Below are 23,216 nucleotides of genomic sequence, written 5' to 3'. Positions count from 1 at the left end.
GACTATCGAGACACATATAAGCAGTCAGGCTTGAAATAGTTTTATTTCAAAGGAACAAGCCCTACTTCATTTCACCATAGCGTTCTAGATACAGAACCGTGGCAGCAGTACGTGAAGGCACTTGCAGCTTTTTCAACAAGCTTTTCATATGTACCTTAACTGTCGATTCAGAAATAAACAGGTGATCAGCGATCTGTTTGTTGCGGTAACCTTTCGCAACTTCTTGAAGGATTTGCATTTCGCGTTCAGTCAGTTGGTCGAAGATATCGTTGCGGCTACCGGCGTCGTTCAGGTAACGAGCAACCACACTGCTGTATGCCTTGTCACCGCTGTGTGCTTGCTTAAGCAGTTCGATTAACTCATCGGGTTCTGTGTCTTTCAACAAGTAACCGTCAGCGCCCGCTTTTACGATCGCTTCAATGTCTGCAGGGCTATCAGAAACCGTTAGAATAACGATGTTAGCACTTGAGCCATCAGTACGAAGTGCTTTCAGCGTATCAAGTCCAGACATACCTTTCATATTAAGATCCAATAAGATCAAATCAGGTTCTTCTTCATGGGCAAGAGCGACTGCTTCAGTACCGTTACTTGCTTCTGCAATCACTTCGAATTCATCTTCAAAGCTCAGTAATTGGCTTATACCTCTACGCATCAATGGATGATCATCAACCAGCATTACTTTACAAATCGTCAACTTTAACTTCCTTCAAACTTTTATATTTCAATATGACTGTACAGCCTTCACCTTGAGCTGCTTCAATCGTTAAGTCGCCATTCAGTCTTGCCGCACGCTCCTGCATAATGCTCATCCCGTAGTGGTTCGTCTTGGAACTACTTGAGTCAAAGCCATCTCCATTATCTTTAATCACGACTAATACTTCACCGTCCTCATCGATACAGCATACATCTATCAAGTCGGCATTGGCGTGTTTTATTGCATTTATTGTTGCCTCACGAATCAACTGAAGCAAGTGAACCTGACTATGTGCATCAAGCTCTAAGGATGAAAGATTATTGGTTAGGTTAATCTTTGCATCTGTTCTTTCGCTGAGTTCTTCAAGCATGGTGCTCAAAGCATCTCCGAAGTTGCCCTCTTTTATCGTCAACCTAAAGGTTGTGAGCAACTCTCGTAATTGAGTATAGGCATCAGCTAAACCGTTGCCGATTTCCGACGCTATTTGTTCAGATTGCTCTCGATGCTGTTGTTCTGGCAATTTACCAATCACGCGCTTCAACAGCGTCACTTGAATTTTCAAGTACGACAGTGATTGAGCCAACGAGTCATGCAGCTCACGGGCAATCGTCGCGCGCTCTTCCATAATAATAAGCTGTTCGGCTTTCTTCTGCGCGCGATTATAATAGATAGCTCGCGATAAGAGTTGAATAAAACTCTCAATTAATGTCTTAGTTGAATGACCATGATGATATGAACAATATAAATAGCCCAAGATAAGCTCGTTATCATCCAACTTCATTTCAAATTTTTCATAATCCAAGTTCGAATCATACCCTTCATCCATAATCAATGAACGACCCGAGTTATCAGCTATCTCAAGCCTTAACGACTCTATTCCTTCTAGACTGACTAGGTGCTGCAGAATAGCTCGGAAGTTTTCTGGGGCGATACGTGTAACCGTAAGTTCTTGTGAAGAATGATAAAGCGCCTGCAAAGATTGGTTGGCGTTTTGCAACTCGACGGTCTTAGCGTCTACAACTGACTCAAGGTTTCGATACAGCACGCCCAAATCTTTAGCCATCGAGTTAAACGTCTTAGTCAGAATGCCCAGTTCATTATTGTTGGTGACCTTTAATTCCACCTCAAAGTCACTGTTTTTGATCCGCTGACTGGCTCCAACGAGCGCGTGCAGTGGCTTAACAACTTGTTTACGTACAAAGTGAACAACAAAAAGAGATATGACCAGAATTCCACCGAGGCCTATACCACCAGCCCATGCTAACTTTATTAACTTGTCTTCAGAGAACTCTTGCAGCTTATAAACGAAGCCATCGATTTCAGCCACGAAGTTTTCAACCAACACGAGGTAGTGATCGCGATCTTCACTATTCAAGACCTGTTTCAATTCATGCCAACGGCCAATAATCAGATAGTAGTCTTGTGTAATGTCAGCTGGCACATTCCAACTGACTAAGTTGGTCATGGATGGCGAGTAAAGAGAGCTTTCGAATTCATGAATATGAGATTCGTAATCGACAGATTCTATTTGAATATCATGGGCTAAACGATAGCTTTGCATGCGCATTGAACCAGCCACGTTAACAGCCTCTGCGTCGTTTAGACTTGACGCCAATGTGAAGATCGCAAAACCAGTGGTAGCAACCGATAGAAGAAGTATGGATAGCAGTGATTTAGCTATTGTACTCGTTACAGATGAAACAGGTTTAATAAGCAAAATCAATATCCTGAATGTAAATAAGTGGCTGTCCGAAACCTATTGTCACACATCAAAAAACAGAGCTCCATTCAATATGTGACCAAACGCTTCGTAATTTATTGATCTAAGACAATATAGAATCCCATTTAGCCCTTAAGGGGTATTTATACAAATATTTCTAAAACTACACTACTTGTGAGGATAAATGACAAGATATTAACGAAACAATGATCTACAATTACAACATCTTAGCAACACAAGTAGGCATTTAGTGGTAGACCTATCAAGACGACGCCTATTTTCTAGGCAAAAAGTAGATTCAAGCCAAATTAGATTGCCTTGGATTAACAACCTAGAAAGCTTTACAGATGATTGTACACGTTGCGGCAAATGCATCGAAAGTTGCGAGACGCACATCATCATTGTTGGCGACGGTGGTTTTCCTACTGTCGACTTTTCAAAAGACGAATGCACGTTTTGCTACCAATGTGCTGACGTTTGTCCCGAACCTATTTTTAAGCCAAAGCAAGGAGAGCCCTGGCAAGCAAAAGCAAGTATCTCTGATAAGTGCTTAGCGCAACAAAATGTTGAATGCCGAAGCTGTGGTGACATGTGTGAACCTATGGCCATTCAATTTCAACTTAGAGCAGGCGGTGTTGCTCTACCAAAAATCGAGTTAGATGAGTGTAGCGGTTGTGGAGCCTGCGTAGCAGTTTGTCCTACTTCAGCTATTCTTGTGAGTAATGCATAAAACAAAAATAACGAGAGCAATTTATGGCACTAAATGAAGTGCATATATCAAGTTTAGTCGTTCATGTGAGCCCAGAGCATCTAGACGAGATCAAAGCACAAATCGAGAAATTCGATAATGCAGAGATTTACGGCAGCAGTCCTGAAGGCAAAATCATAGTGGTTCTAGAAACCGAAAACCAAGGTTTTGTAACGGACACCATCGAAGAAATTAATAATATTACGAACGTTTTAGGGACAGCTTTGGTTTACCACCAAATCGAGACTGGACTAGACGAAACGGATTTAGAAACTGGAAGCAACAATTCTCAACTTGAGGGTGAAGTATGAAAATGACAAGACGTGCGTTTGTGAAAGCAAACGCAGCTGCATCAGCGGCAGCCGTTGCAGGTGTATCTCTACCAGCAACAGCAACCAACCTGATTGCTAGCTCTGATCAAACAAAAATCACGTGGGATAAAGCGCCTTGTCGTTTTTGTGGTACGGGCTGTTCGGTACTAGTAGGTACTCAAAACGGTAAAGTGGTTGCTACTCAAGGCGACCCAGAAGCACCTGTAAACAAGGGCCTTAACTGTATTAAAGGCTACTTCCTTTCAAAAATCATGTACGGTAAAGACCGTCTTGAGACTCCTCTTCTTCGTATGAAAGATGGTGAGTTCCATAAAGATGGTGATTTTGCGCCTGTATCTTGGGATAAAGCTTTCGACGTAATGGCAGAGAAATGGAAAGCTTCACTGAAAAAGAACGGTCCAACTGGTGTTGGTATGTTCGGTTCAGGCCAGTGGACAGTAATGGAAGGTTACGCAGCAGTTAAGTTGATGAAAGCGGGTTTCCGTTCAAACAACATCGATCCAAACGCTCGTCACTGTATGGCTTCAGCGGTAGGCGCATTCATGCGTACTTTCGGTATTGATGAACCAATGGGTTGTTACGATGACTTTGAACACGCAGACGCATTCGTACTGTGGGGTTCAAACATGGCAGAGATGCACCCAGTACTATGGACTCGTATTACAGACCGTCGTCTAAGCCACCCACACGTTAAAGTAAACGTACTGTCTACTTACTACCACCGTTCTTTCGAGCTTGCTGACACTGGTTACATCTTCAACCCTCAGTCTGACCTTGCAATTGCGAACTTCGTAGCAAACTACATCATTCAAAACGATGCAGTTAACTGGGACTTCGTAAATAAGCACACACACTTCAAACAAGCAACGACTGATATCGGTTACGGCCTGCGTGACGATGATCCGCTACAGAAAGCAGCTGCGAACCCTAACTCAGGTAAAATGACTGATATTAGCTTCGAGGACTACAAAGCTTCTGTTGCTGAATACACAGTTGAAAAAGCGTCTGAAATGTCAGGTGTATCTCAAGATGACCTTATTAAGCTGGCTAAGCAATACGCGGATCCAAACATCAAAGTAATGTCACTTTGGACTATGGGTATGAACCAACATACTCGTGGCGTGTGGATGAACAGCCTTGTATACAACATCCACCTTCTAACAGGTAAAATTTCTACTCCTGGTAATAGCCCATTCTCACTAACTGGCCAACCATCTGCGTGTGGTACAGCTCGTGAAGTTGGTACGTTCTCTCACCGTCTACCTGCAGATATGGTTGTTGCTAACCCTAAACACCGTAAGATTGCTGAAGACATCTGGAAACTTCCAGAAGGCACTATCCCACCTAAACCTGGTAAACACGCTGTTGCGCAAGACCGTGCGTTAAAAGACGGTACTATCAACGCGTACTGGGTAATGTGTAACAACAACATGCAAGCTGGTCCAAACATCAACACTGAACGTCTGCCAGGTTACCGCAACCCAGACAACTTCATTGTATGTTCTGACCCGTACCCAACCGCAACAGCTCAAGCGGCTGACCTTATCCTTCCTACTGCAATGTGGATTGAGAAAGAAGGTGCTTACGGTAACGCAGAACGTCGTACTCAAGCTTGGTACCAACAAGTTAAAACGGTAGGTGAAGCGAAATCTGACCTATGGCAAATCATGGAATTCTCTAAACGCTTCACTGTTGAAGAAGTTTGGGGCGAAGAGCTTCTTGCTAAAGCACCTGAGTACCGTGGTAAAACGATGTACGACGTGCTTTACAAAAACGGCAATGTTGATGCATTCCCACTGTCAGAAGCTCAAGAGCTTAACGACGATGCACAAGCACAAGGTTTCTACGTTCAAAAAGGTCTATTCGAAGAGTACGCTGCATTTGGTCGCGACCACGGTCACGACTTAGCACCTTACGATACTTACCACAAAGTACGTGGCTTACGTTGGCCTGTAGTTGATGGTAAAGAGACACTATGGCGCTTTAAAGAAGGTTCAGATCCATACGCTAAGAAAGGCTCTGGCTGGGACTTCTACGGAAAACCAGATGGCAAAGCGCTGATCATCAATGCTCCATATGAAGCTCCACCAGAAGTACCAAACGAAGAATACGATATGTGGCTATGTACAGGCCGTGTTCTTGAGCACTGGCATACAGGTACTATGACTCGTCGTGTACCAGAGCTTTACAAAGCAGTACCGGATGCACTTTGTTACATCCACCCTGCCGACGCTAAAGCTCGTGGCCTTCGCCGTGGTGATGAAGTTCTTATCGAAAACAAACGTGGTGAAGTACGCGTTCGTGTTGAAACTCGTGGTCGTAACCGTCCACCACAAGGCTTGGTATTCGTACCATTCTTTGATGCAAGAATTCTGATCAACAAGTTGATCTTGGATGCAACGGATCCTCTGTCTAAACAGACGGACTACAAGAAGTGTCCAGTTAAGATCACTAAAGTTTCTTAAGAGCCACATGCTTTTAGAAACTAGATACAAGATCTAACGTATTTAATATTGCGACTACTTTTTTCGTGATTTTTTGGAAAAAGTAGTCCATTCAAAGAATTAGCCTTTAGGCGGAGAAATTAACCATGAAAAAACTGATTACTGCCCTACTATCAGCTGGTCTTTTGCTAGCTGGTGCAGCTCAAGCAGAGCTAGATAACCCAGGCGGCATTGGTGGCGTAGAATCTCTACGTGGTGCAAGTGAACTTGAAGCAACTCGTGCAGCAGATGACTTCAAAAAGTTCCCTCGTGACCAAGTACTTGAAAGTGACTACGTATACCAACCACCTCTAGTACCTCATACTATCCGTAGCTATGAAGTTTCTCTTAACGCTAACAAGTGTCTTTCTTGCCACAGCTGGAAAAACGCAAAAGAAATGGGTGCGACTAAAGTGAGTGTAACTCACTACATGAACCGTGAAGATGCGGTACTTGCAGACGTATCACCTCGTCGTTACTTCTGTCTACAGTGTCACGTACCTCAAGCTAATGCCAAGCCACTAGTTGAGAACGAGTTCAAACCTGTAGATTCACTGCGTTAATCGTAGCCGGACTGTAAGAGAGGCTATATATGATAAAATTACTTAAAGCGTTTTGGAAAAGACTCGCGACACCAAGCAAAGCAGCGGTAGGCGTTGTTTTATTCTTGGGTTTCTCGGGCGGTCTTTTGTTCTGGGGTGCATTCAACACGGGTATGGAAGCAACCAATACAGAAGAATTCTGTTCTGGCTGTCACGCACCTATCGTTGCTGAAATCCAAGAGACCATTCACTACTCTAACCGTTCAGGCGTTCGTGCAATCTGTTCAGACTGTCACGTACCTCATGAATGGTCAGATAAAATCGTTCGTAAAGTACAGGCATCAAAAGAACTGTTCGCTTACTTCGTTTTGGATACCATCGGTACTGAAGAGAAATTTAAAGAGCGTCGTGCCCACCTTGCTGAACGTGAGTGGCACCGTCTAAAAAATAACGATTCACTTGAATGTCGTAACTGTCACCAGTTTGACTACATGGATTTCTCTGAACAAAGCCCACGTAGTGCGAAACAGCACTCGACTGCATTGGCTTCTGGTGAAAAAACGTGTGTAGATTGCCACAAAGGTATCGCACATAAACTACCAGACATGCATGGCGTTGAAGGCTGGCAATAAGGAGCTATTAAATGAGTACTTTAGAAAATGTCATTTGGCATATCCTAGGTTACAGCGCTATGCCAGTTATCGTACTTGGCGGTTTCGCAGGTGTTGCAGCCGTATCTCTTTGGATTTTATCTATGGGTAAAGACAAAGAAGTCGATTAAGAGTCGACATTACGTCTACTTATGTCAGTTATTTTTTAGATAAGTTGATGCGAAAAAGCCACTGAATTTAGTGGCTTTTTTATTATCTGACGCTCTGTACTTTTACTTTCAAATACGTATACGTACTCTAAGCTTCACTTTCCGGTACGTCTTTCTTAGCAACTTCTGTATCAACGTTCTCTTTATCGACGATAGGAAGTACCTGTTTTACGTAGTTACCCGGCGCCTTGCCAATCACAGGATGTAGCTCAGAACCTTGATTAAACGGTTCGATTTTCTCGTCTGCTTCAAAACCCTGAAGCCATTGATTCCAGTGAGTCCACCATGAACCTTCGTTGTGAGTAGCGTTCGATAGCCACTCATCTGCAGAATCGTCTAGGTTATCGTTGAGCCAAAAGCCGTACTTCTTCTTGTCTGGATGATTAACAATACCTGCGATATGACCTGATTCACCAAGCACAAACGTCTTGTTACCACCGGTATTCAGTGCACCGCGGTAAGTCCCCTGCCACAAGGCAATATGGTCTTCTTTCGCAGAGATGAAATAGCTTGGTATCTTGATCTTATTCAAATCGATCCAAACACCGCCTACTTTCACACCTTTGTCTTTAACCAGTTTGTTTTCAAGATAAAGCTCTCGCAGCAAGAAATTATGGCATTTAGAGGCAACGTTAGTGCTATCACTGTTCCAATACAGCAGGTCAAACTCCATTGGACTGCTGCCCTTGAGATAGTTATCGATGTAGTAGTTCCAGTACAAGCTGTTTTCACGAAGCAAGCTGAATGTCACGCTTAATGAGCGACCATCCATGAAACCTTTAGCGTCGTTCTGTTTCTCTATAGCGTTGATGATCGTTTCATTGATATAGGCACCCACCTCTCCCGGCTGAGAGAAGTCTAACAAGGTCGTAAAGAAAGTCGCGGTTTTAATGCGTTTCTTCATACGCTTTGCGGCGTAATAAGCGACAGTTGAAGCGAGCACAGTGCCACCAATGCAGTAACCTGCGGCGTTGATTTGCTCTTTACCTGTGATGTCTTCAATTGCCGTCACGGCTTTCGCTACGCCTTCAGTGACATAGTCGCCAAATTCTAAGTCTTTCTGCGCTTCACCTGGGTTGCGCCAAGACATCATGAATACGCTATGTCCTTGCTCTAGCAGCCAGCGCACCATCGAGTTCTTCTCACGAAGGTCAAGAATGTAGTACTTGTTGATGAATGGCGGGACGATCAGCAAAGGCGTCGCATTGACCTGCGGTGTCTTAGGATAGTATTGAATCAGTTCAAACAATTCGTTTTGAAAGACAACATCACCTTCGGTGTTAGCAACATCAACACCTAATCGGAAAGCGTTATTGTTAGTCATACGGATCTTGAGGATATCGGCGCTCGCTTCAACGTCTGCTTGTAACTGCTCTAATCCATCAAGCAGGTTTTCACCATTTCTTTCAAGCGTCAGTTTCATCAACTCTGGGTTAGTTGCAATAAAATTGCTTGGCGACAGTGCATTGATTGCCTGACGCGAAAAGAACGCAACACGTTCTTTAGTTTTATCGTCAATACCTTCGATAGAGTTGATGGTATCAATATAGCTTTTACTGAATAACAAATAGGATTGCTTGATAAAGCTGTAGAACGGGTCGTTTTTCCAAGCTTCATCAATAAAGCGCTTATCGCTGCGATCTTCAGAAATAACACTTTCGGTGTTGCCCATCAGCGCGGCATTCTGCCAGATCTTAAGTTGCTGTTCCCACCATTGAGATTGTAGCTGAAGTAGAACTGCGGGCTGGTTGGCGGCTTGTTCGAAGATTTTTGATGCATCATCAAAGTTCAATTCTTGCATCGCTTGATTGAGGGGAGATTGCGCGGCTTCCTTGTTTTGTTCAAAGCTTTCCCACCATTGCTGGTTTGTTTGTTGAAGTTTAACAAGGTAGTCCGAAAAGAAGTGTTGAAACATAACATGACTCCAATAATCGGAAAATCGCCACCGAGCCTCACAGTAAACACATTGCTAACTCGATGGCGATTTTATTTATGCAGGTGTAACTGTTTTCAAGTTTTCAGTCGTTAGTGTTTCAACATCTTCTTTGAACTCTTTTGCCGCAGCTTGAAGCTTAGCACTGTCACTCATCATCTGTTGAGACAGCTGAGTTAGCGCTGCTAGTTGCTGGCTGTTGAAAGCCGTTAGGCTAGTCACGTCTTTGATTTCAGTCACTGCCTTCATTTGCGCAAGACCCATGTCCGTGTAAGTCTGCATCGCATTCATTTGCAGCTCTGTCATCGTTTGGACGTTCTTTGCAACCAACTTGTTGAACTTTAAGTACGGTTCAAATTGCTTTTCAGTTTGGTCAGTAATTGTTTTGAAAATATCCGTGTACATAAATAACTCCTGATGAATACATAGTTTAATAAATTTGTGTCACTATCAATTCAGCCGACGCTCATCGACTAACTCACGATGCTTTGCAAAGCTGAATCGATCTTTTTAAGCTTGCCACCGATATGTCAGGTTCTAACCTTCCATACCTTTTAGCAAAACAGCGGTTCCCATTCCTCCACCCACACAGAGCGAAGCAACGCCATAAGTCGTTTTCTGTTCAAGCATTTCATGGATGAGTGAAACAATAATTCGATTGCCTGAAGCACCTAAAGGATGGCCAAGCGCGATTGCACCACCATTGACGTTGACCTTTGGCTTGAACGCATCAAGCGGTAAATCATGCTGCTCTGACAATTGGTACATCACGCCAAGAGCTTGAGCTGCAAACGCTTCATTCAATTCAAACAAATCTACTTCTTCTAGAGTTAGATTCGCCTTATCAAGCGTTTTCGAAACAGCTTCTACGGGTCCTAAACCCATGATCTTTGGGTCCAGACCAGACTGTGCGTAACTGGTCAGTTCCACTAAAGGTGTTAGACCATGTTTCGCTACCGCCGATTCAGACGCTAAGATGATTGCACTCGCGCCATCATTGATGCCCGAAGCGTTACCAGCCGTGACTGTTCCTTCACGGTCAAAGGCAGGACGAAGCTTTTGTAGACCTTCGAAGGTTGCATCTGACTTCGGGTACTCATCGGTATCAAAAGTGACAGTTTGTCGACGCTGCTTAACTTCTACAGGCACGATTTGCTTGTTAAACTTACCGGCTTCAATCGCCGCGACTGCTTTCTGTTGGCTTTCAAGGGCATAGTTATCTTGAGCAAGGCGAGAAATATTCAACGTATTCGCGATATTTTCAGCGGTCATGCCCATGTGGTAGTGATTAAACGCATCGGTTAAGCCATCACCAACCAGTAAGTCTTTCATTGAGATGTCACCCATTTTGTGACCATTACGAACGCTCGCTGGAACCACAAAAGGAATTTGGGACATCACTTCAACGCCAGCAGCAATAACCACTTCAGCATCTTGTGCTTTGATGTGCGCCGCTGCGTCCATCACTGATTTCATGCCGCTACCGCAAATCATGTTCACGCCATATGCAGGCGTTTCCTCAGGAAGCCCCGCATAGATGGAAGCCTGACGCGCAATCCCCATGCCTTGGCCTGCCGAAATCACGTTGCCGACAATCACTTCATCAATCGCATCCAACGAAAGATCGACAGACTCAAGTGCACCTTTGATCGCAACGCCAGCCAGCTCGCCAGCGGATATGTTTTTTAGCGACCCGGTAAATGCACCAATAGGAGTGCGCTTAGCCGCAACAATAAATACTTTTTCCATCATTCCAATCCCTTCAGTTTTGCCAATTAGTGCATGTACAAGCCGCCATTCACAGACAATGTCTCGCCTGTAATGTACGCGCCAGATTCACCCGCTAAGAAGCCCACTGCGGCTGCAATTTCAACAGGTGTCGCTAAGCGTTTCATCGGGATTTGGTTCTTGATCGAATCCAGTACTTCAGGCTTCATTTGCTCAACCATAGGGGTTGCTGTGTAGCCAGGGGCAATCACGTTCACGGTTACGCCGCTACGAGCGCCTTCCGCAGCCAAAGCTTTAGAGAAACCAATCATTCCAGCTTTCGCTGCCGAGTAGTTAGTTTGTCCGAATTGACCTTTAAGACCATTGACGGAAGAGATATTAATGACTCGGCAGTTACCCTTTTCACACATAGGAGCGAACAAAGGTTGAGTCACGTTGAACAAACTGTTTAAGTTCGTTTCGATAACCTCTTTCCACGCTTCTGCATCCATCTTTTTAAAGACGCTATCACGTGTAATACCCGCGTTGTTGACCAGCACATCCACAGTGCCTTCTTCTTCTAACAACTTGCTTAAGCTCAGCGCACATTCCGCAGTATTGGTAACATCTAATTCAAACAATCTCACTTGATCTTCGGTGAATTGTTTTTCGTTAAACCAATCCAATGCACATTGGTAGTTTCCAGTAAAATAAGTCGCGATGACACGATAACCGTCTGCAACTAATTTAGAGGAAATTGCTGAGCCGATACCGCCTTTTGACCCTGTAATTAAAGCAAGCTTTTTCATTAATGGTTCCATCCCTTACAAGCAATTAAATAACAATGATGTTAATAAGATAATGTCTTAGTTGATAATTAAACTTTACGTTTTGCTTTAATTAAACCCTACAACTCAAAATCAAAAAATATTATTACAAATGGGAAATATTTATATCTTATGATTAAAAACTTGACTTCTCTCTCAAAATCAATGAAATGTTGCGAACATGTAAATCAACGCAAGATACTGATAACAATAGGGTTTATTTACTTTTAACTTTATCATCAAGTAGATAAGTCATTGTTAATAGGAGATAAACCTATATTTTTTAGCTTGTTTCAAGAAGAATGCAAAGTGAGAATTTGAAACGATTGATCATGGAAATAATAATAAAACTCTTATTATCCATTAATAAATGGTTCCTTATCATTCTATATAAACTTCAATATGATTAACGTTCTGGATTGGAAAACTGAACATTATGGATAGGCAAAAAAAAGCCCACTCAATCTATGAGTGGGCTTAAGTAAAAATTATTAATAAATAGAGCGTGGGGTGCTACTTCGTAAATATTTCATTTGTATTTACATCAAGATAAATTTTGTTTTCAAGGGACAACCCGCCACAATAAATAAAATAAACATCTCGATTGCTATACTTAACCGATTTCACCCATCCGCCGAGTTCTTCAAAATCACTTGGGGCACACTCCCCTTCAGAGATCAGTTTAGCCACTGAATTACGGAATTTCTCTTGATAGATCTTGAGGTCATCAGACTTAACCAAATAGGAATCTAATATCTCTTTGCTTTCTTTTTCTGAGATAATCACTTCATCATTAGATAGACCTGACATAGACACCCATTCAGCGGTCTGCGGGCCACCTTCTTTGAGAACAATATAATCAGAGATACGAGCCCATTCGCCTTGTTTCTCTAACACTTCGACCTTTTCACCTTTGTAGAGATAATCTGTTATCAACCCATCAATTTCAGGCTGCTCTACCACTTCAAGCTTTCTATCCAAAACGTAAAATTCCGTCTGCTCTGGTTCAGGCTGAAGATCCATGATGGGTACAAGGTCAGATTCTGGCTGCTGAGTAACTTCTACAGCTGGCTCTTCCATTTTCTCCGGTGGAATCGGGGCTTTATTCATGACCAAGAAGTAATACGCAGCTCCTCCTCCGCCCAATATTAACAACACAAGTAAAGCGATCAGCGCTTTTTTCATCAAATCCACCAGCTCTTCCGTTTCAGGTATGCCTCAAGTGTACATCAACTCATGCTGCTGCTCATCTATACTCTATATAGAGAACGCGGTAAGTAGAGGAAAGTCATGAGTTTTTGGGTGAAAGTTATCATTGTGTGTGTACCTTTGAGTACTAATATCGTGCTAGCAAACCAATGTAGCAGTGAAAACTGGCAAATACTGTTGGATCGCCAGCTCTCATTTGAAGGACGTTACAACCAATACACCAAAGAATTCAACCAAGTTCTCTCAACCTACAAGTCACAAACGCTGTTATCCAAACATTTCACCAAAAAGCAGATCATTGAACTTTGGGCAAAGTACGAACAAAGGTTTAATGTACAGCTCAATAGTCATATGAATACCGCTTACGATGTTTCTGAGGTTCTATTAAAACAGGCATACGTTGTGTCTACCGAGTTAGATGGGGCTGAGTCTCTCACACATTCTTGGCAAGCCGTCGCTAAACATTGTGCTAGAGCAAAACTACCGAGACAAACAGAAAGTGCGCAGGTGCACGTACAAAGCTCACAATCACTTTCCCGAGATCTCCATACACTCAGTGAAAAATTCCGGCAGCTGTCTTCAATATACCGCAGAGAAGCTACGATGATTGATGAAGCACGCCACACAAACCAACCGGTAAGCGATGTATCAAACTGAAGAAGCCATTAGATCACCTCACTGTTCGACTGGACTTTCCCGATAAATATGCTCTACCCGATTCATAATATTCTAAGAGCTCGCTAATCAAAGCTTTATCAATAAGTTGTAAAACTAATGTGCTAACTATCAACAATGAAGTTCAATTTCCGACCAATGCAAGCGAGTATGTGAGATATTCATCACAAAATAGATTTACAAACGCCAGAAAATTGTTATCATGAATCTTCATATAACTTAATAACAAGAAACATTTTGGCTAGGTAATATGCAAAAGACTATGGCTTTCAACTGCTTGAGTAACACGGAATGGACTGCAGAGATAAGAGGTAAACTTTTATCTGTAGCTAAACACATGGAAGAGTTCGGTTCAGTAAGTGAGCTAGAGCTATGTAGGATATTTGGAGAGACAATTTGGAATGACGGTGTGGATTATCATTCACATGCTTTTTCATTCAGAATTAATGCACAAACAGGGGATTGTTCAATCTCTAACTTTAAGTATCACTAAGTTTTGCACCTATCATATACGGAGTACCTTTCATGAGGTGCTCCGTTTTTTATTGCCGTGAGTTTGTCATCCTGTGAGAGATTTTTGGTAACTTTCGCGCTCTTCTTTAAAGATCAAACCATTTCGTTTTCAGCTCATTCAGCCGTCGTGTCGCTTCTCTAATTTTGGCTTAATCGGTATAAATTGGCAGTGGCGCATTGCCTTTTACTTGTCTTATCGCAAGGTGAGTATGAATGTCTTTCACGTTAGAGAGCCTTTGAAGTTTTCTTGTAAACGCCTCGTAGGCCATCAAGTTTGGGCTAACCACTTCCAAGAGGTAATCATATGCCCCAGATACAACGTGGCAACTGATAACCTCTTCCATCTCTACAACAGCCCCTTCAAACTTATCAATCGACACTTCTTGGTGATTATTTAGGCTCACCTCAACAAACACACTCATTGCGATGCCAACCTGTTCTCGTGACAAGCTCACACGATAACCATCAATAATGCCCTTTTCTTCTAGCCTTTTGACTCGCCTTGCACAAGGAGAAGGTGATAAACCCACTTCATCAGCAAGTTCAGCCGTGGTTAACCTGCCATCTTTTTGTAGCAGTTCAAGAAGATGTCTATCAATTCTATCCATAGCAAATACCAAATATTAGTTAAATCCGTTAATTATTTTATACATGTTAGCAGAAATCATTAATAACAACTCAAGTTAGACCAAACTTTGCCAACCTGTGGCACACCAACTACCCCATAATAAGTCATTACCCACTTTCCTTTTATATTATGAATCTTGGCTACTTATCTATTACAGTCACCCTACTCATTTGGGCGAGCTTTTTTCTTTCTCTTAAAGGCGGCGCAAATTCAGATTTAACACCTGCAGATATCGCTCTCACAAGATTTATCATACCGGCTTTGGTGCTATTACCTTTGATGTGGAAAGCACGCAGCGCCATTGCAGTCATCCCTAAACGATATCTAACGGGTATGTTTGTGGGTAGCGGATTGCCCTATCTACTTGTTGCCGGAACGGCGATGCAGTTTGTTCCCGTATCACATGGCAGTGCGTTAGTTCCGGGGACACTTCCGCTGTTCGTCACAGGAATTGCAGTACTCTTTTTTAAGCAGCCACTCAGCCGACACCGTGTTGTAGGTTTAGGTCTGGTTTTGCTCGGCATACTGTTGTTTTTGGGGAGTAGCTTAAGCAGCTTCAACTTTGAATATACCAAAGGCCATTTGTTGTTTTTATGCGGAAGCTTAATGTGGGCGACTTTTACCATCTCAGCCCGTGTCGCTAATCTTAATGCGTTAGTCAGTGCCGGTTTTATTTCTCTCTGTTCTACTTTGCTGTTACTCGCCCTAATCCTGACTGGCGCCCTCCCTAGCCACCTAATGGACACACCGATCGCTAATTGGCCCTACACAGAGCTTGCCGTTCATTCAGCAGTGCAAGGCGTTGGGGCGGGTTTAATAGCGGCGTTCACTTACCTTTATGCGGTTAATACCTTAGGGGCTGAGCGTTCTGCCGCTTTTGGCAGTGCAACACCCGCCGTTGCGACTTTGTTGGCGATCCCACTGTTTAACGAGATTCCCGATGCGATGACTTGGCTCGCCCTTGGTTCGATTTGTATTGGCAGTTTGGTCGCGAGTAACATTTTCATGAAAAACGACCAGTCGATGCAGTACCAACCGCCAAGCCATAGCAAAACCTGATACTGCGTTCAAACCTAAATACAGTTCCCCTAAGCATCGATTTAGGGCTTGTAGTACACAGATAAGCCTGCCAACGTAGGCTTATCCAAAATCTGCTTTTTCTAAGCTCGCTTCTCCATTAAACTATCCGACCTTTTTGCAGATCCAAGAGAACACCATGCAACGCGACTACACCTTAAATTGCTTAATCACCATGCCTCGCCATGAACTAGAAGAATTTAGTTTAAGAATGATTCATCGCCTTGTTCCTGAAGATGCAATGACGGAATTGTTTACGTTCGAGCAAGAAGAAGTCACCAGCGAAGAACGCATGCAATCGGCGAAATTTGACGCCATGCTTCGAATGACCGCTATCGCGCTTGGTGAAGTGAACTTAGCCTTCTCTGAGTCGGATAACTCGCAACAGAACATCGAGCGTATGACTCGCCTACTGCTTTGGCACTTCTACTCAATTTCTTTCAACCTTGAAGAAGCAATCGCAATCGAAGTGCACTGTGAGAAAGTTGAGAAAATCTTAAAAAACGCACCTAAAGATGCGTTTGGCTGGGTTAAAGAATTAACTGAGCTGCTTCACTTCTACGCGAAAGTGAACGAAGGCAACGAAGGCACTAAAGACGCTTAACGTTCCTTCTACGTAAGTACACATCAAGCTAAACCGAAGGCAGACTGGGCTATACAGAAGGCAAGTAAAAGCTTTGCTGAAAAGAGTTCTCTGCCTTTGTTGTTTCTAGCACGCTGTGATGTAACATCAGTATCGACTGCGCGATTTTAGTGCCAATGCCTAACGAACCGTTCGGTGCTTCCTGTTCGACCTCATTATGAATCACCACCTTCACCCGTTTGGAATCCGCTTCAAAACCAACATCTAACGACACCACGGTTCCACTTGGGCTATGCCTCAATGCATTATCTAATAGATTCAAAATCAGCCTCTCAAGCAGATCACCATCACCCACAGCCTTAACTCCATTAGGCATATTAACGTTCAACTCAACATTTTTATGGCGATACTGGCTTTGTATCGTTTCTAAACATTCGCTCATCAGCCCATTAAAATCGATTGAAGCGTATTGATATGTAGGTACCGGGTTATCATTCTTGGCGCTATCTAGCAGCGAATGGAGCTGTTCAGACAACTTATTGCCATTACGGTAAGCCACGTCAATTAGCGGGTCTGATTGCGGGTTTTGAATCTTCCATGTTTCTAGATAACCCAACACACTCGACAATGGCGTTTTCAAATCATGGCTGAGCTGCAATAAGCTTTGTCTGCGATGTGACGACTGATATTCAAGTTGCAAAAATTGCTGTTGAATGTGCTTCGCCATCAGTTGATACGAGCGCGCAATCGGCACCAATTCTGGTACTTGATGAATGAAGTTCGGATCCAATCGAAAATCTTGCTCTGCTTGCTGTTGCAGCTTGTTGGTTACTGCTTCTATTGGGTTTAACAGGCTACGTTTGACCAACAGATAAGCCCCAACCGCAAAACCTAAGATCGAGATCAGCATGAGCCCCGCTAGCGCGATGTATGGCGTGTCGACCTGAGAATTGGCAATCACGGTGTGACGATTACTGCCAATTAACACGTATAGATACCCAACGGTAGAACCTAGCTCTTCTATCGCTGCCACGGAAAACACCTTGCGAGATCCCGGATTGATCGGATCGTCCCCAAGAATGGGATAAGGTTCGTCGTTTAAAAACTGTTGAATGGGGGCTAAGTCTATCTGGTTGGCTAACACAGTGCCTTCTGGCGCAGCATGAGTCGTAATTTTGCCCTGACTGTCGAGGAAATAGATATCGAAATCTGGCCCTATTAACATCAAGGTGTGGAATATGGATTTGAGCGCTTTAGGGTTGTAGTCAGTACCAATCATCAGAGGATTATCATCGCGCATATGAACCGCGAGCTCTTTGTGTAAGCTCTGCTTAGTTCTTTGTTCTATGGTCTCTTTTTGCCAATGATAGGTGTAAGCAATCACCACACTCACGAGCAGAAACCACAAACTGGTGAACAGCACTAAACGCGATTTGAAACTCATGTTCTCTCCTCAATGGCTCGTATAGGTCTTACTGGCCTTTAAGTAAGCTTAGGACGCGACACATAGACCTAGGCTTTTGACTCAAACTTATAGCCAACACCCCAAACGGTTTTAATGAAATCATCATCACTATTCGGCATCGCAAGCTTGGTTCTTAGACGGTTGACTGTGCTACACACGGTATGGTGATAGCCAGAGTGATGAGTATTCCAAACATGATCGAGCAGCTCGTCTTTGCTATACACACGTCCCGGACGGGTTGCTAAGAAATGAAGTAAGGTAAACTCGGTAGCAGTCAGCGGTACGTCTTGGTTATTGAGTGACACCTGATGACGCTCAGGTTGGATAGTAAGCCCGCCAAAACTCATTATGGACTCTGTTGATAGTGTATCTTTCACTGCTGATTCAGAATGACTTAAACGACGCAGCACGTTCCTCACGCGGGCTTGAAACTCGAGCACGCTGAAAGGCTTCGTTATGTAGTCATCAACGCCTGCTTCTAAGCCTGACACCTTGTCGAGCTCAGTATCCCTTGCCGTGAGCATGAGTACTGGCGTCCAATCTTCTTGCTGACGTAACATTCGACAAAAATCGAGTCCGTCACCGTCTGGTAAGCCACGATCCAGTACGATCAAATCAAAATGACCATCTTTATAGAACGCCTGAGCTTTTTCAATCACATTGGTTCTGATTACGTTATGGCCTTGGAACTTAAGATGCATCTGCACCAGCTCAGCCAAGTCATCATCGTCTTCAACCAACAATATGTTTGCCATCAAATTTACCGCAGCACTATTCATGATCCCTGCTCTGTTCTGAGTCTGCCCACCTTTCAATTGACCGGAACAGAGCAGGAATTATTTCATCTTGCTTTCAACCTGTTACTCAGTTCGAGTAATGGTGATTCTTGCACCGGGGTTAAGGAAACGATGATTTGCACTTAAAGTAGAAGTCGTAAGGCCGTCATCTTGGCTGATTACGCCAGAGTGGAAACTCACTACATCGGTGTCGTCTCGTGTGGTATTAAAACCCTCCCCACCGCCTGCTGGTCCCGGAATGGTTGCAGCAAGCTCATCGTTCAGCTCAGTTCCCGAATCCCAAACATTCATGTTCATCACGAAGGTATCACCCACCGCTAATGACTTGAGTGATAAACCGGATTCGCCGACAAACGCATCATTGGTGTTCACCAACATGGAAGCAACAGAAATATACCCTTCTTGATTTGGGTCGACACGAATAGACACCGTGTCTTGCTCACCTGAAAGAATCAGCCCATTGCCTGAGATGCCTTGATAAACATTGGCGTCACTGTCACTGAGCGCAAGCAATTGTGCATTACTGCCACCTTCCGCCAAGTATTCAAGATCGACAGAAGCACTTTGCCCAACTTCAAACAGGTCAAAATTCGTATTATGAGTTAACACCGCGAGTGGTGACATTGGTTGATTAGGTGTTAGATTAGTAACACTCACATCATATCGATAGTAATCATCGTCATCGTCCGGACAACCGGCCAAAACAGCTACCGATGCAGCGATAAATAGAATTCTAGCTTTCATACATCCCCCTTACTTCACAACAATGGTGATAGTTGCAACAGGGTTTAACCAACGATGGCTGCTATCGAGGTCACTGATACCGCCCGCTGCGTCACTATCACCAATGTTACCCGGATGAATATGAACCTTAGTATTGGATACCGCAGTTTCTACACCTGTACCGCCAACGCCAAAGGTAATGAATGGAGGGTTCGGCATGCTGCCCGCCAACTCATCATTGGCTTCTGTACCCGCGTCATAACCATTTAGAGTCGCTTTGTAGGTGCCCGCTTGAGTTGGGATTTTCCAGCTATCTAGACCAACAAAACCGTCGTTTGTCGGCAGCAACATGGCACCCAATGATAGGTACTCTAAATCTCCAGTACTGATATCAAACGTAGTTGCGACGCCCGGATTGAGGATTCCGGCCGCTGGATTCTCAACCACCACGCCTCCCGCGTTAGCAATGACACCAGATAAACCTGAAATATCGCCACCTTCGGCCATGGACTCTAGTTCCGTAGAAGCAGCTTCCCCCGTTCTAAACATGAACAAGCTTGAGTCATGAGCCGCCGCTAAGATAGGCGTAAAGTAGATCCCTTTAGTTGCATTAGTGACAGTGACTTCAAGCTCAGTAGCCTGAACTTGAGCCGCTCCGAAGGCCAGCATAGCCGAGCTGATCACTAAGCTGATTTGAGTACGTTTATTCATTTTGATTCCATCCTTTATCGAGTCCTTTCGTGACCGGCAAATCAATAACATCGAAATACGTGTTATCTATGTCAGCCACGAACTGTGGTGTTGTTGACTCTAAGAATGGCGATCAAATCTATCAGCAACTTCATTGAATTCTCATAAAACTCTCACAAGTTTATCCAAACTTCTTACTGCCAATAAAAGTAGCGATAAGGTACTTATATTTAAACGAAAACTATCAATTCATCATTTGCGTAGGAAGGAGGACAAAAGAAGGTAATAAATAGAAGTAGAGCGAATTAAACGCAAAAAAGCCGAATCGACTTACCGATTCGGCCTTTATTCTGGCGTCCTGTTGTTGCTCTTTCCTAAGCCGTATTTGGCCTTCAAATTAAGCTAACAACACAACATCAAATTAAAACGCGTAGTTTGCGTCAATCAGTTCGCTAACTTCCACTTTGCTTACTTCAGCACGAGCTTCAAGCCATTGAGCAACTTGCAGTTGTTCTGCTTCTGTTACTGAACGGTAGCGCTCAATTGAGCATAAGAAACCTTCAAACAGCTCAAGGCCGCCGCCACCAAAGCATAAGCCGATGCTGTCGATGAAATCAATGAACTCATCAATGAACACATCGTATTGGTCAAAATCAGCAATCGAAGTCTTGCAGCTTACTTCAAAACCCAGAATCGCGAATTCACCTAGGTATAACTTTTTGCGTAGGCGGCGATTTTTGTTTTCGATTTTATCTAATTTCATAACTGTCTCTCTTTTCGTTTGATAAAGCATTTATACACAGTTCCACATCAATCCCCAAGAGTTTTGTATTGCACGAGGGTGTTAATGGCAAAAATCGTGCTACAGAAACAAAAGCTTAATGAAAACTATAAAAATCTGTCACTTAACTGCTTCACGATTGGTCACACATTTACCCAACTTGTTAACCAATTAGTTAGTAACTGGGTTAGTCATGAATAACGAATAATAAAATCAGCTAATAGGAAGCAGTCGCGATGAGCAAGGAAACATTTGATAGCACTCGTTTTAACAAGAGTAATAACAAGCCCTTCGAAGAAGTTCTAGATGCAAAACTTTCAAGAAGAAATGTATTGAAAGGCGGTCTTGGCATCAGTGCAATGACGGCGTTTGGCGCGTTTGGTTTAGCGGGCCACAGCACAGCTAACGCTTCGACAATGCAAGCAACAGGCGCACAGAAAAGCACCGCAACACTTGCATTCGAATCGGTTAAAGGCTCATTGACAGACAGTGTCGTTGTGCCAAAAGGCTACACCGCACAAGTATTGGTTCCTTGGGGTACGCCACTTAACAAGCAAGGCAAGGCTTGGTTAAAAGACGGCACCAACAACGCACAAGATCAAGCAAACTCACTGGGCATGCACCACGACGGTATGCACTTCTTCCCGCTTGATGGCAACAGCAATGACGGCTTGTTGGTGATCAACCACGAATACATCGACCAAAAAGCACTCCACGCTAATGGCCCTACATACGATGAAGGCAACCGCCCTAGCATTGATGAAGTTCGCAAAGAGATCAACGCTCACGGCGTCAGTGTGGTTCGTGTAAAACTTGATGGCAACCAATGGGTGATGGTCGATAACGATCCTCTGAACCGCCGCTACACGGGCGCGACAGTAATGGATCTGTCTGGCCCTGTCGCTCACAGTGAATTTACCAAAACCAAATTCTCGCAAGACGGCAGCCAAGCTCGTGGCACATTAAATAACTGCGGCAACGGCTACACACCTTGGGGCACTTACCTAACTTGTGAAGAGAACTGGCCGGGTTACTTCGTCAATAAAGGTACAACTACACCAGCTCAAGAGCGTATCGGTATCGCGACAGATAAAACACGTTACGGTTGGGACACGCTTTCAGGTAACAAACAAGAACGCTTAGACGAATTTGCACGCTTTGACGTAACACCAACAGGTGAGTCAGCGATGGACGATTATCGTAACGAAGCACATGGTCACGGCTACATTGTTGAAATCGACCCATACACAGCAAACTCTCGCGCCAAGAAACGCTCTGCATTGGGTTGTTTCCGCCATGAAGGCTGTACTTTTGGTAAGTTGACCGAAGGCGAGCCAATCGTATTCTACTCTGGTCACGATTCTCGCTTTGAATACCTGTACAAATTCGTTTCTGAAGAGAAATGGGACCCACGTGACGCAGATCCAAGCAATCGCCTAAGTGCGGGTGACAAGTACATGGACAAAGGCACGCTGTATGTAGCTAAGTTCAATGATGACGGTTCAGGTACATGGTTACCATTAACACTGAGCAGCAAAACCACAAACGGTGGCAAGCTAGGTGATACGTTTGACTCTCAAGCAGCACTTATCGTTAATACCGCAGGTGCAGCCGACCTTGTAGGCGCAACGCCAATGGATCGCCCTGAATGGTGCTCTGTTGACCCAATGACAGGTACGGCTTACCTAACGCTAACTAATAACAACAAGCGTAAAGAAGCGAACTCTGCGAATCCTCGCGTAGACAACAAGTTCGGTCATGTTATCCGTTGGGATGAAGGCAAAACAGCAGGCGAGTTCGATTGGGATATCTTCGTATTTGGCTCTCCAGCAGTGGAAGATAAATCTATCAACCGCTCAGGACTAACAGACATGAACCAATTCGCGAGCCCTGACGGCTTAGCGTTTGATGCTCGTGGTATCTTGTGGATTCAGACGGATAACGGCGCAGACGAAGTAACTGGCTACACCAATGACCAAATGCTGGCAGTAGTTCCATCTCAGTTAACGGATGACAACGGCAACAGCGCGGTGATTGATGCAAATAACCAAGCACAGCTTAAACGCTTCTTTGTTGGTCCAAACGGGTGTGAAGTAACTGGCTTTACCATTAGTCCTGATTTCAAATCACTGTTCGTGAACATTCAACACCCAGCAAACTGGCCATCGTCTGAAGATGCAACGGCTCAGACTCAGGGCAACGTTCGCCCAAGAGCATCTACGGTCGTGATTCGTCGTGAAGACGGCGGTGAAATCGCAGTTTAATACAC

24 protein-coding genes are annotated in these 23,216 nt (G+C 43.9%); 11 read left to right on the top strand and 13 right to left on the bottom strand.

The genetic code is table 11. The annotated features are described in order from the left end of the window. Window positions 1-61: 61 nt before the first annotated feature. Window positions 62-694 (bottom strand): response regulator, encoded by a 633-nt coding sequence (locus tag ATB74_RS04525; protein WP_008219279.1) that lies wholly within the window; start codon window positions 692-694, stop codon window positions 62-64. After that, a complete protein-coding gene (gene narQ, locus ATB74_RS04520) occupies window positions 681-2,411 on the bottom strand; it encodes a nitrate/nitrite two-component system sensor histidine kinase NarQ (protein ID WP_061016834.1) in 1,731 nt (576 codons plus the stop codon). The genes ATB74_RS04525 and narQ overlap by 14 nt, the downstream gene beginning before the upstream one ends. A gap of 253 nt (window positions 2,412-2,664) precedes the next feature. On the opposite strand from narQ, the gene napF reads away from it, so the two are divergent. The 6 genes from napF to ATB74_RS23665 all read left to right on the top strand — a co-directional run bounded on the left by napF (window position 2,665) and on the right by ATB74_RS23665 (window position 7,300). After that, entirely contained in the window at window positions 2,665-3,144 is a 480-nt protein-coding gene (gene napF / locus ATB74_RS04515; protein WP_060981228.1) for a ferredoxin-type protein NapF, read from the top strand. 23 nt (window positions 3,145-3,167) lie between these two features. Continuing rightward, complete coding sequence (locus ATB74_RS04510) at window positions 3,168-3,473, top strand: chaperone NapD (protein ID WP_060981227.1); 306 nt, start codon at window positions 3,168-3,170, stop codon at window positions 3,471-3,473. Next, window positions 3,470-5,959, top strand: coding sequence for a periplasmic nitrate reductase subunit alpha (gene napA / locus ATB74_RS04505; protein ID WP_061016831.1), 2,490 nt, complete (start codon window positions 3,470-3,472; stop codon window positions 5,957-5,959). Before ATB74_RS04510 ends, napA begins: the two co-directional genes overlap by 4 nt. Before the next feature lie 125 nt (window positions 5,960-6,084). Next, a complete protein-coding gene (locus ATB74_RS04500; RefSeq protein ID WP_010430099.1) occupies window positions 6,085-6,540 on the top strand; it encodes a nitrate reductase cytochrome c-type subunit in 456 nt (151 codons plus the stop codon). A 29-nt stretch (window positions 6,541-6,569) separates the two neighbouring features. After that, complete coding sequence (locus tag ATB74_RS04495) at window positions 6,570-7,151, top strand: NapC/NirT family cytochrome c (RefSeq protein WP_179946890.1); 582 nt, start codon at window positions 6,570-6,572, stop codon at window positions 7,149-7,151. Window positions 7,152-7,162: 11 nt separating this feature from the next. Beyond that, window positions 7,163-7,300 carry a TIGR02808 family protein gene (locus ATB74_RS23665; protein WP_081090057.1) on the top strand — a complete coding sequence of 46 codons (138 nt, stop codon included), beginning with the start codon at window positions 7,163-7,165 and terminating at the stop codon, window positions 7,298-7,300. 127 nt (window positions 7,301-7,427) lie between these two features. Here the strand turns inward: ATB74_RS23665 and phaC are convergent, their stop codons facing one another. The 5 genes from phaC to ATB74_RS04470 form a co-directional block, all read right to left on the bottom strand. Then, on the bottom strand, window positions 7,428-9,254 hold the full coding sequence (phaC, locus tag ATB74_RS04490; protein WP_061016829.1) for a class I poly(R)-hydroxyalkanoic acid synthase: 1,827 nt from the start codon (window positions 9,252-9,254) through the stop codon (window positions 7,428-7,430). Between the two features lie 75 nt (window positions 9,255-9,329). Continuing rightward, window positions 9,330-9,677, bottom strand: coding sequence for a phasin family protein (locus ATB74_RS04485; RefSeq protein ID WP_048660075.1), 348 nt, complete (start codon window positions 9,675-9,677; stop codon window positions 9,330-9,332). 132 nt (window positions 9,678-9,809) lie between these two features. Continuing rightward, complete coding sequence (locus tag ATB74_RS04480) at window positions 9,810-11,021, bottom strand: acetyl-CoA C-acetyltransferase (RefSeq protein ID WP_061016827.1); 1,212 nt, start codon at window positions 11,019-11,021, stop codon at window positions 9,810-9,812. Between the two features lie 26 nt (window positions 11,022-11,047). Continuing rightward, complete coding sequence (locus ATB74_RS04475; protein WP_061016825.1) at window positions 11,048-11,788, bottom strand: SDR family oxidoreductase; 741 nt, start codon at window positions 11,786-11,788, stop codon at window positions 11,048-11,050. A gap of 531 nt (window positions 11,789-12,319) precedes the next feature. Next, window positions 12,320-13,000, bottom strand: coding sequence for an SH3 domain-containing protein (locus tag ATB74_RS04470; RefSeq protein ID WP_061016823.1), 681 nt, complete (start codon window positions 12,998-13,000; stop codon window positions 12,320-12,322). Window positions 13,001-13,096: 96 nt separating this feature from the next. On the opposite strand from ATB74_RS04470, the gene ATB74_RS04465 reads away from it, so the two are divergent. Together ATB74_RS04465 and ATB74_RS04460 are read left to right on the top strand one after the other, a co-directional pair. Then, window positions 13,097-13,672: a hypothetical protein gene (locus ATB74_RS04465; RefSeq protein ID WP_061016821.1), complete on the top strand. Its 576-nt coding sequence runs from the start codon at window positions 13,097-13,099 to the stop codon at window positions 13,670-13,672. Window positions 13,673-13,940: 268 nt separating this feature from the next. Next, on the top strand, window positions 13,941-14,183 hold the full coding sequence (locus tag ATB74_RS04460) for a hypothetical protein (protein ID WP_061016819.1): 243 nt from the start codon (window positions 13,941-13,943) through the stop codon (window positions 14,181-14,183). A gap of 169 nt (window positions 14,184-14,352) precedes the next feature. Here ATB74_RS04460 and ATB74_RS04455 read toward each other — a convergent pair whose 3' ends face one another. Continuing rightward, window positions 14,353-14,811 carry an Lrp/AsnC family transcriptional regulator gene (locus ATB74_RS04455; protein WP_048660071.1) on the bottom strand — a complete coding sequence of 153 codons (459 nt, stop codon included), beginning with the start codon at window positions 14,809-14,811 and terminating at the stop codon, window positions 14,353-14,355. Between the two features lie 149 nt (window positions 14,812-14,960). Between ATB74_RS04455 and ATB74_RS04450 the strand changes: the two genes are divergently transcribed. Next, entirely contained in the window at window positions 14,961-15,890 is a 930-nt protein-coding gene (locus ATB74_RS04450) for a DMT family transporter (protein WP_061016817.1), read from the top strand. A 157-nt stretch (window positions 15,891-16,047) separates the two neighbouring features. After that, entirely contained in the window at window positions 16,048-16,512 is a 465-nt protein-coding gene (locus ATB74_RS04445) for a hypothetical protein (RefSeq protein ID WP_061016815.1), read from the top strand. A gap of 49 nt (window positions 16,513-16,561) precedes the next feature. Here the strand turns inward: ATB74_RS04445 and ATB74_RS04440 are convergent, their stop codons facing one another. The 5 genes from ATB74_RS04440 to ATB74_RS04420 all read right to left on the bottom strand — a co-directional run bounded on the left by ATB74_RS04440 (window position 16,562) and on the right by ATB74_RS04420 (window position 20,929). Continuing rightward, a complete protein-coding gene (locus ATB74_RS04440; protein ID WP_061016813.1) occupies window positions 16,562-17,935 on the bottom strand; it encodes a sensor histidine kinase in 1,374 nt (457 codons plus the stop codon). 68 nt (window positions 17,936-18,003) lie between these two features. Then, window positions 18,004-18,735, bottom strand: a complete 732-nt coding sequence (locus ATB74_RS04435; protein ID WP_061016812.1) for a response regulator transcription factor — start codon at window positions 18,733-18,735, stop codon at window positions 18,004-18,006. A gap of 81 nt (window positions 18,736-18,816) precedes the next feature. Then, the gene (locus tag ATB74_RS04430) at window positions 18,817-19,497 is read right to left on the bottom strand and encodes a spondin domain-containing protein (RefSeq protein WP_061016809.1); all 681 of its coding nucleotides are present in this window, start codon (window positions 19,495-19,497) and stop codon (window positions 18,817-18,819) included. A gap of 9 nt (window positions 19,498-19,506) precedes the next feature. Further along, entirely contained in the window at window positions 19,507-20,187 is a 681-nt protein-coding gene (locus ATB74_RS04425; protein WP_061016807.1) for a spondin domain-containing protein, read from the bottom strand. 400 nt (window positions 20,188-20,587) lie between these two features. Continuing rightward, window positions 20,588-20,929, bottom strand: coding sequence for a YggL family protein (locus tag ATB74_RS04420; RefSeq protein WP_048606344.1), 342 nt, complete (start codon window positions 20,927-20,929; stop codon window positions 20,588-20,590). Between the two features lie 254 nt (window positions 20,930-21,183). Here ATB74_RS04420 and ATB74_RS04415 point away from each other — a divergent pair, with 254 nt between their 5' ends. Further along, window positions 21,184-23,211, top strand: coding sequence for a PhoX family protein (locus ATB74_RS04415; protein WP_061016805.1), 2,028 nt, complete (start codon window positions 21,184-21,186; stop codon window positions 23,209-23,211). Window positions 23,212-23,216: the final 5 nt, after the last annotated feature.

The sequence above is a fragment of the Vibrio splendidus genome, from assembly GCF_001557875.1.
Classification (GTDB): domain Bacteria; phylum Pseudomonadota; class Gammaproteobacteria; order Enterobacterales; family Vibrionaceae; genus Vibrio; species Vibrio splendidus_F.
Note: the sequence above shows the minus strand (reverse complement) of the source record. Positions and strands in the feature narration are given on the sequence as shown.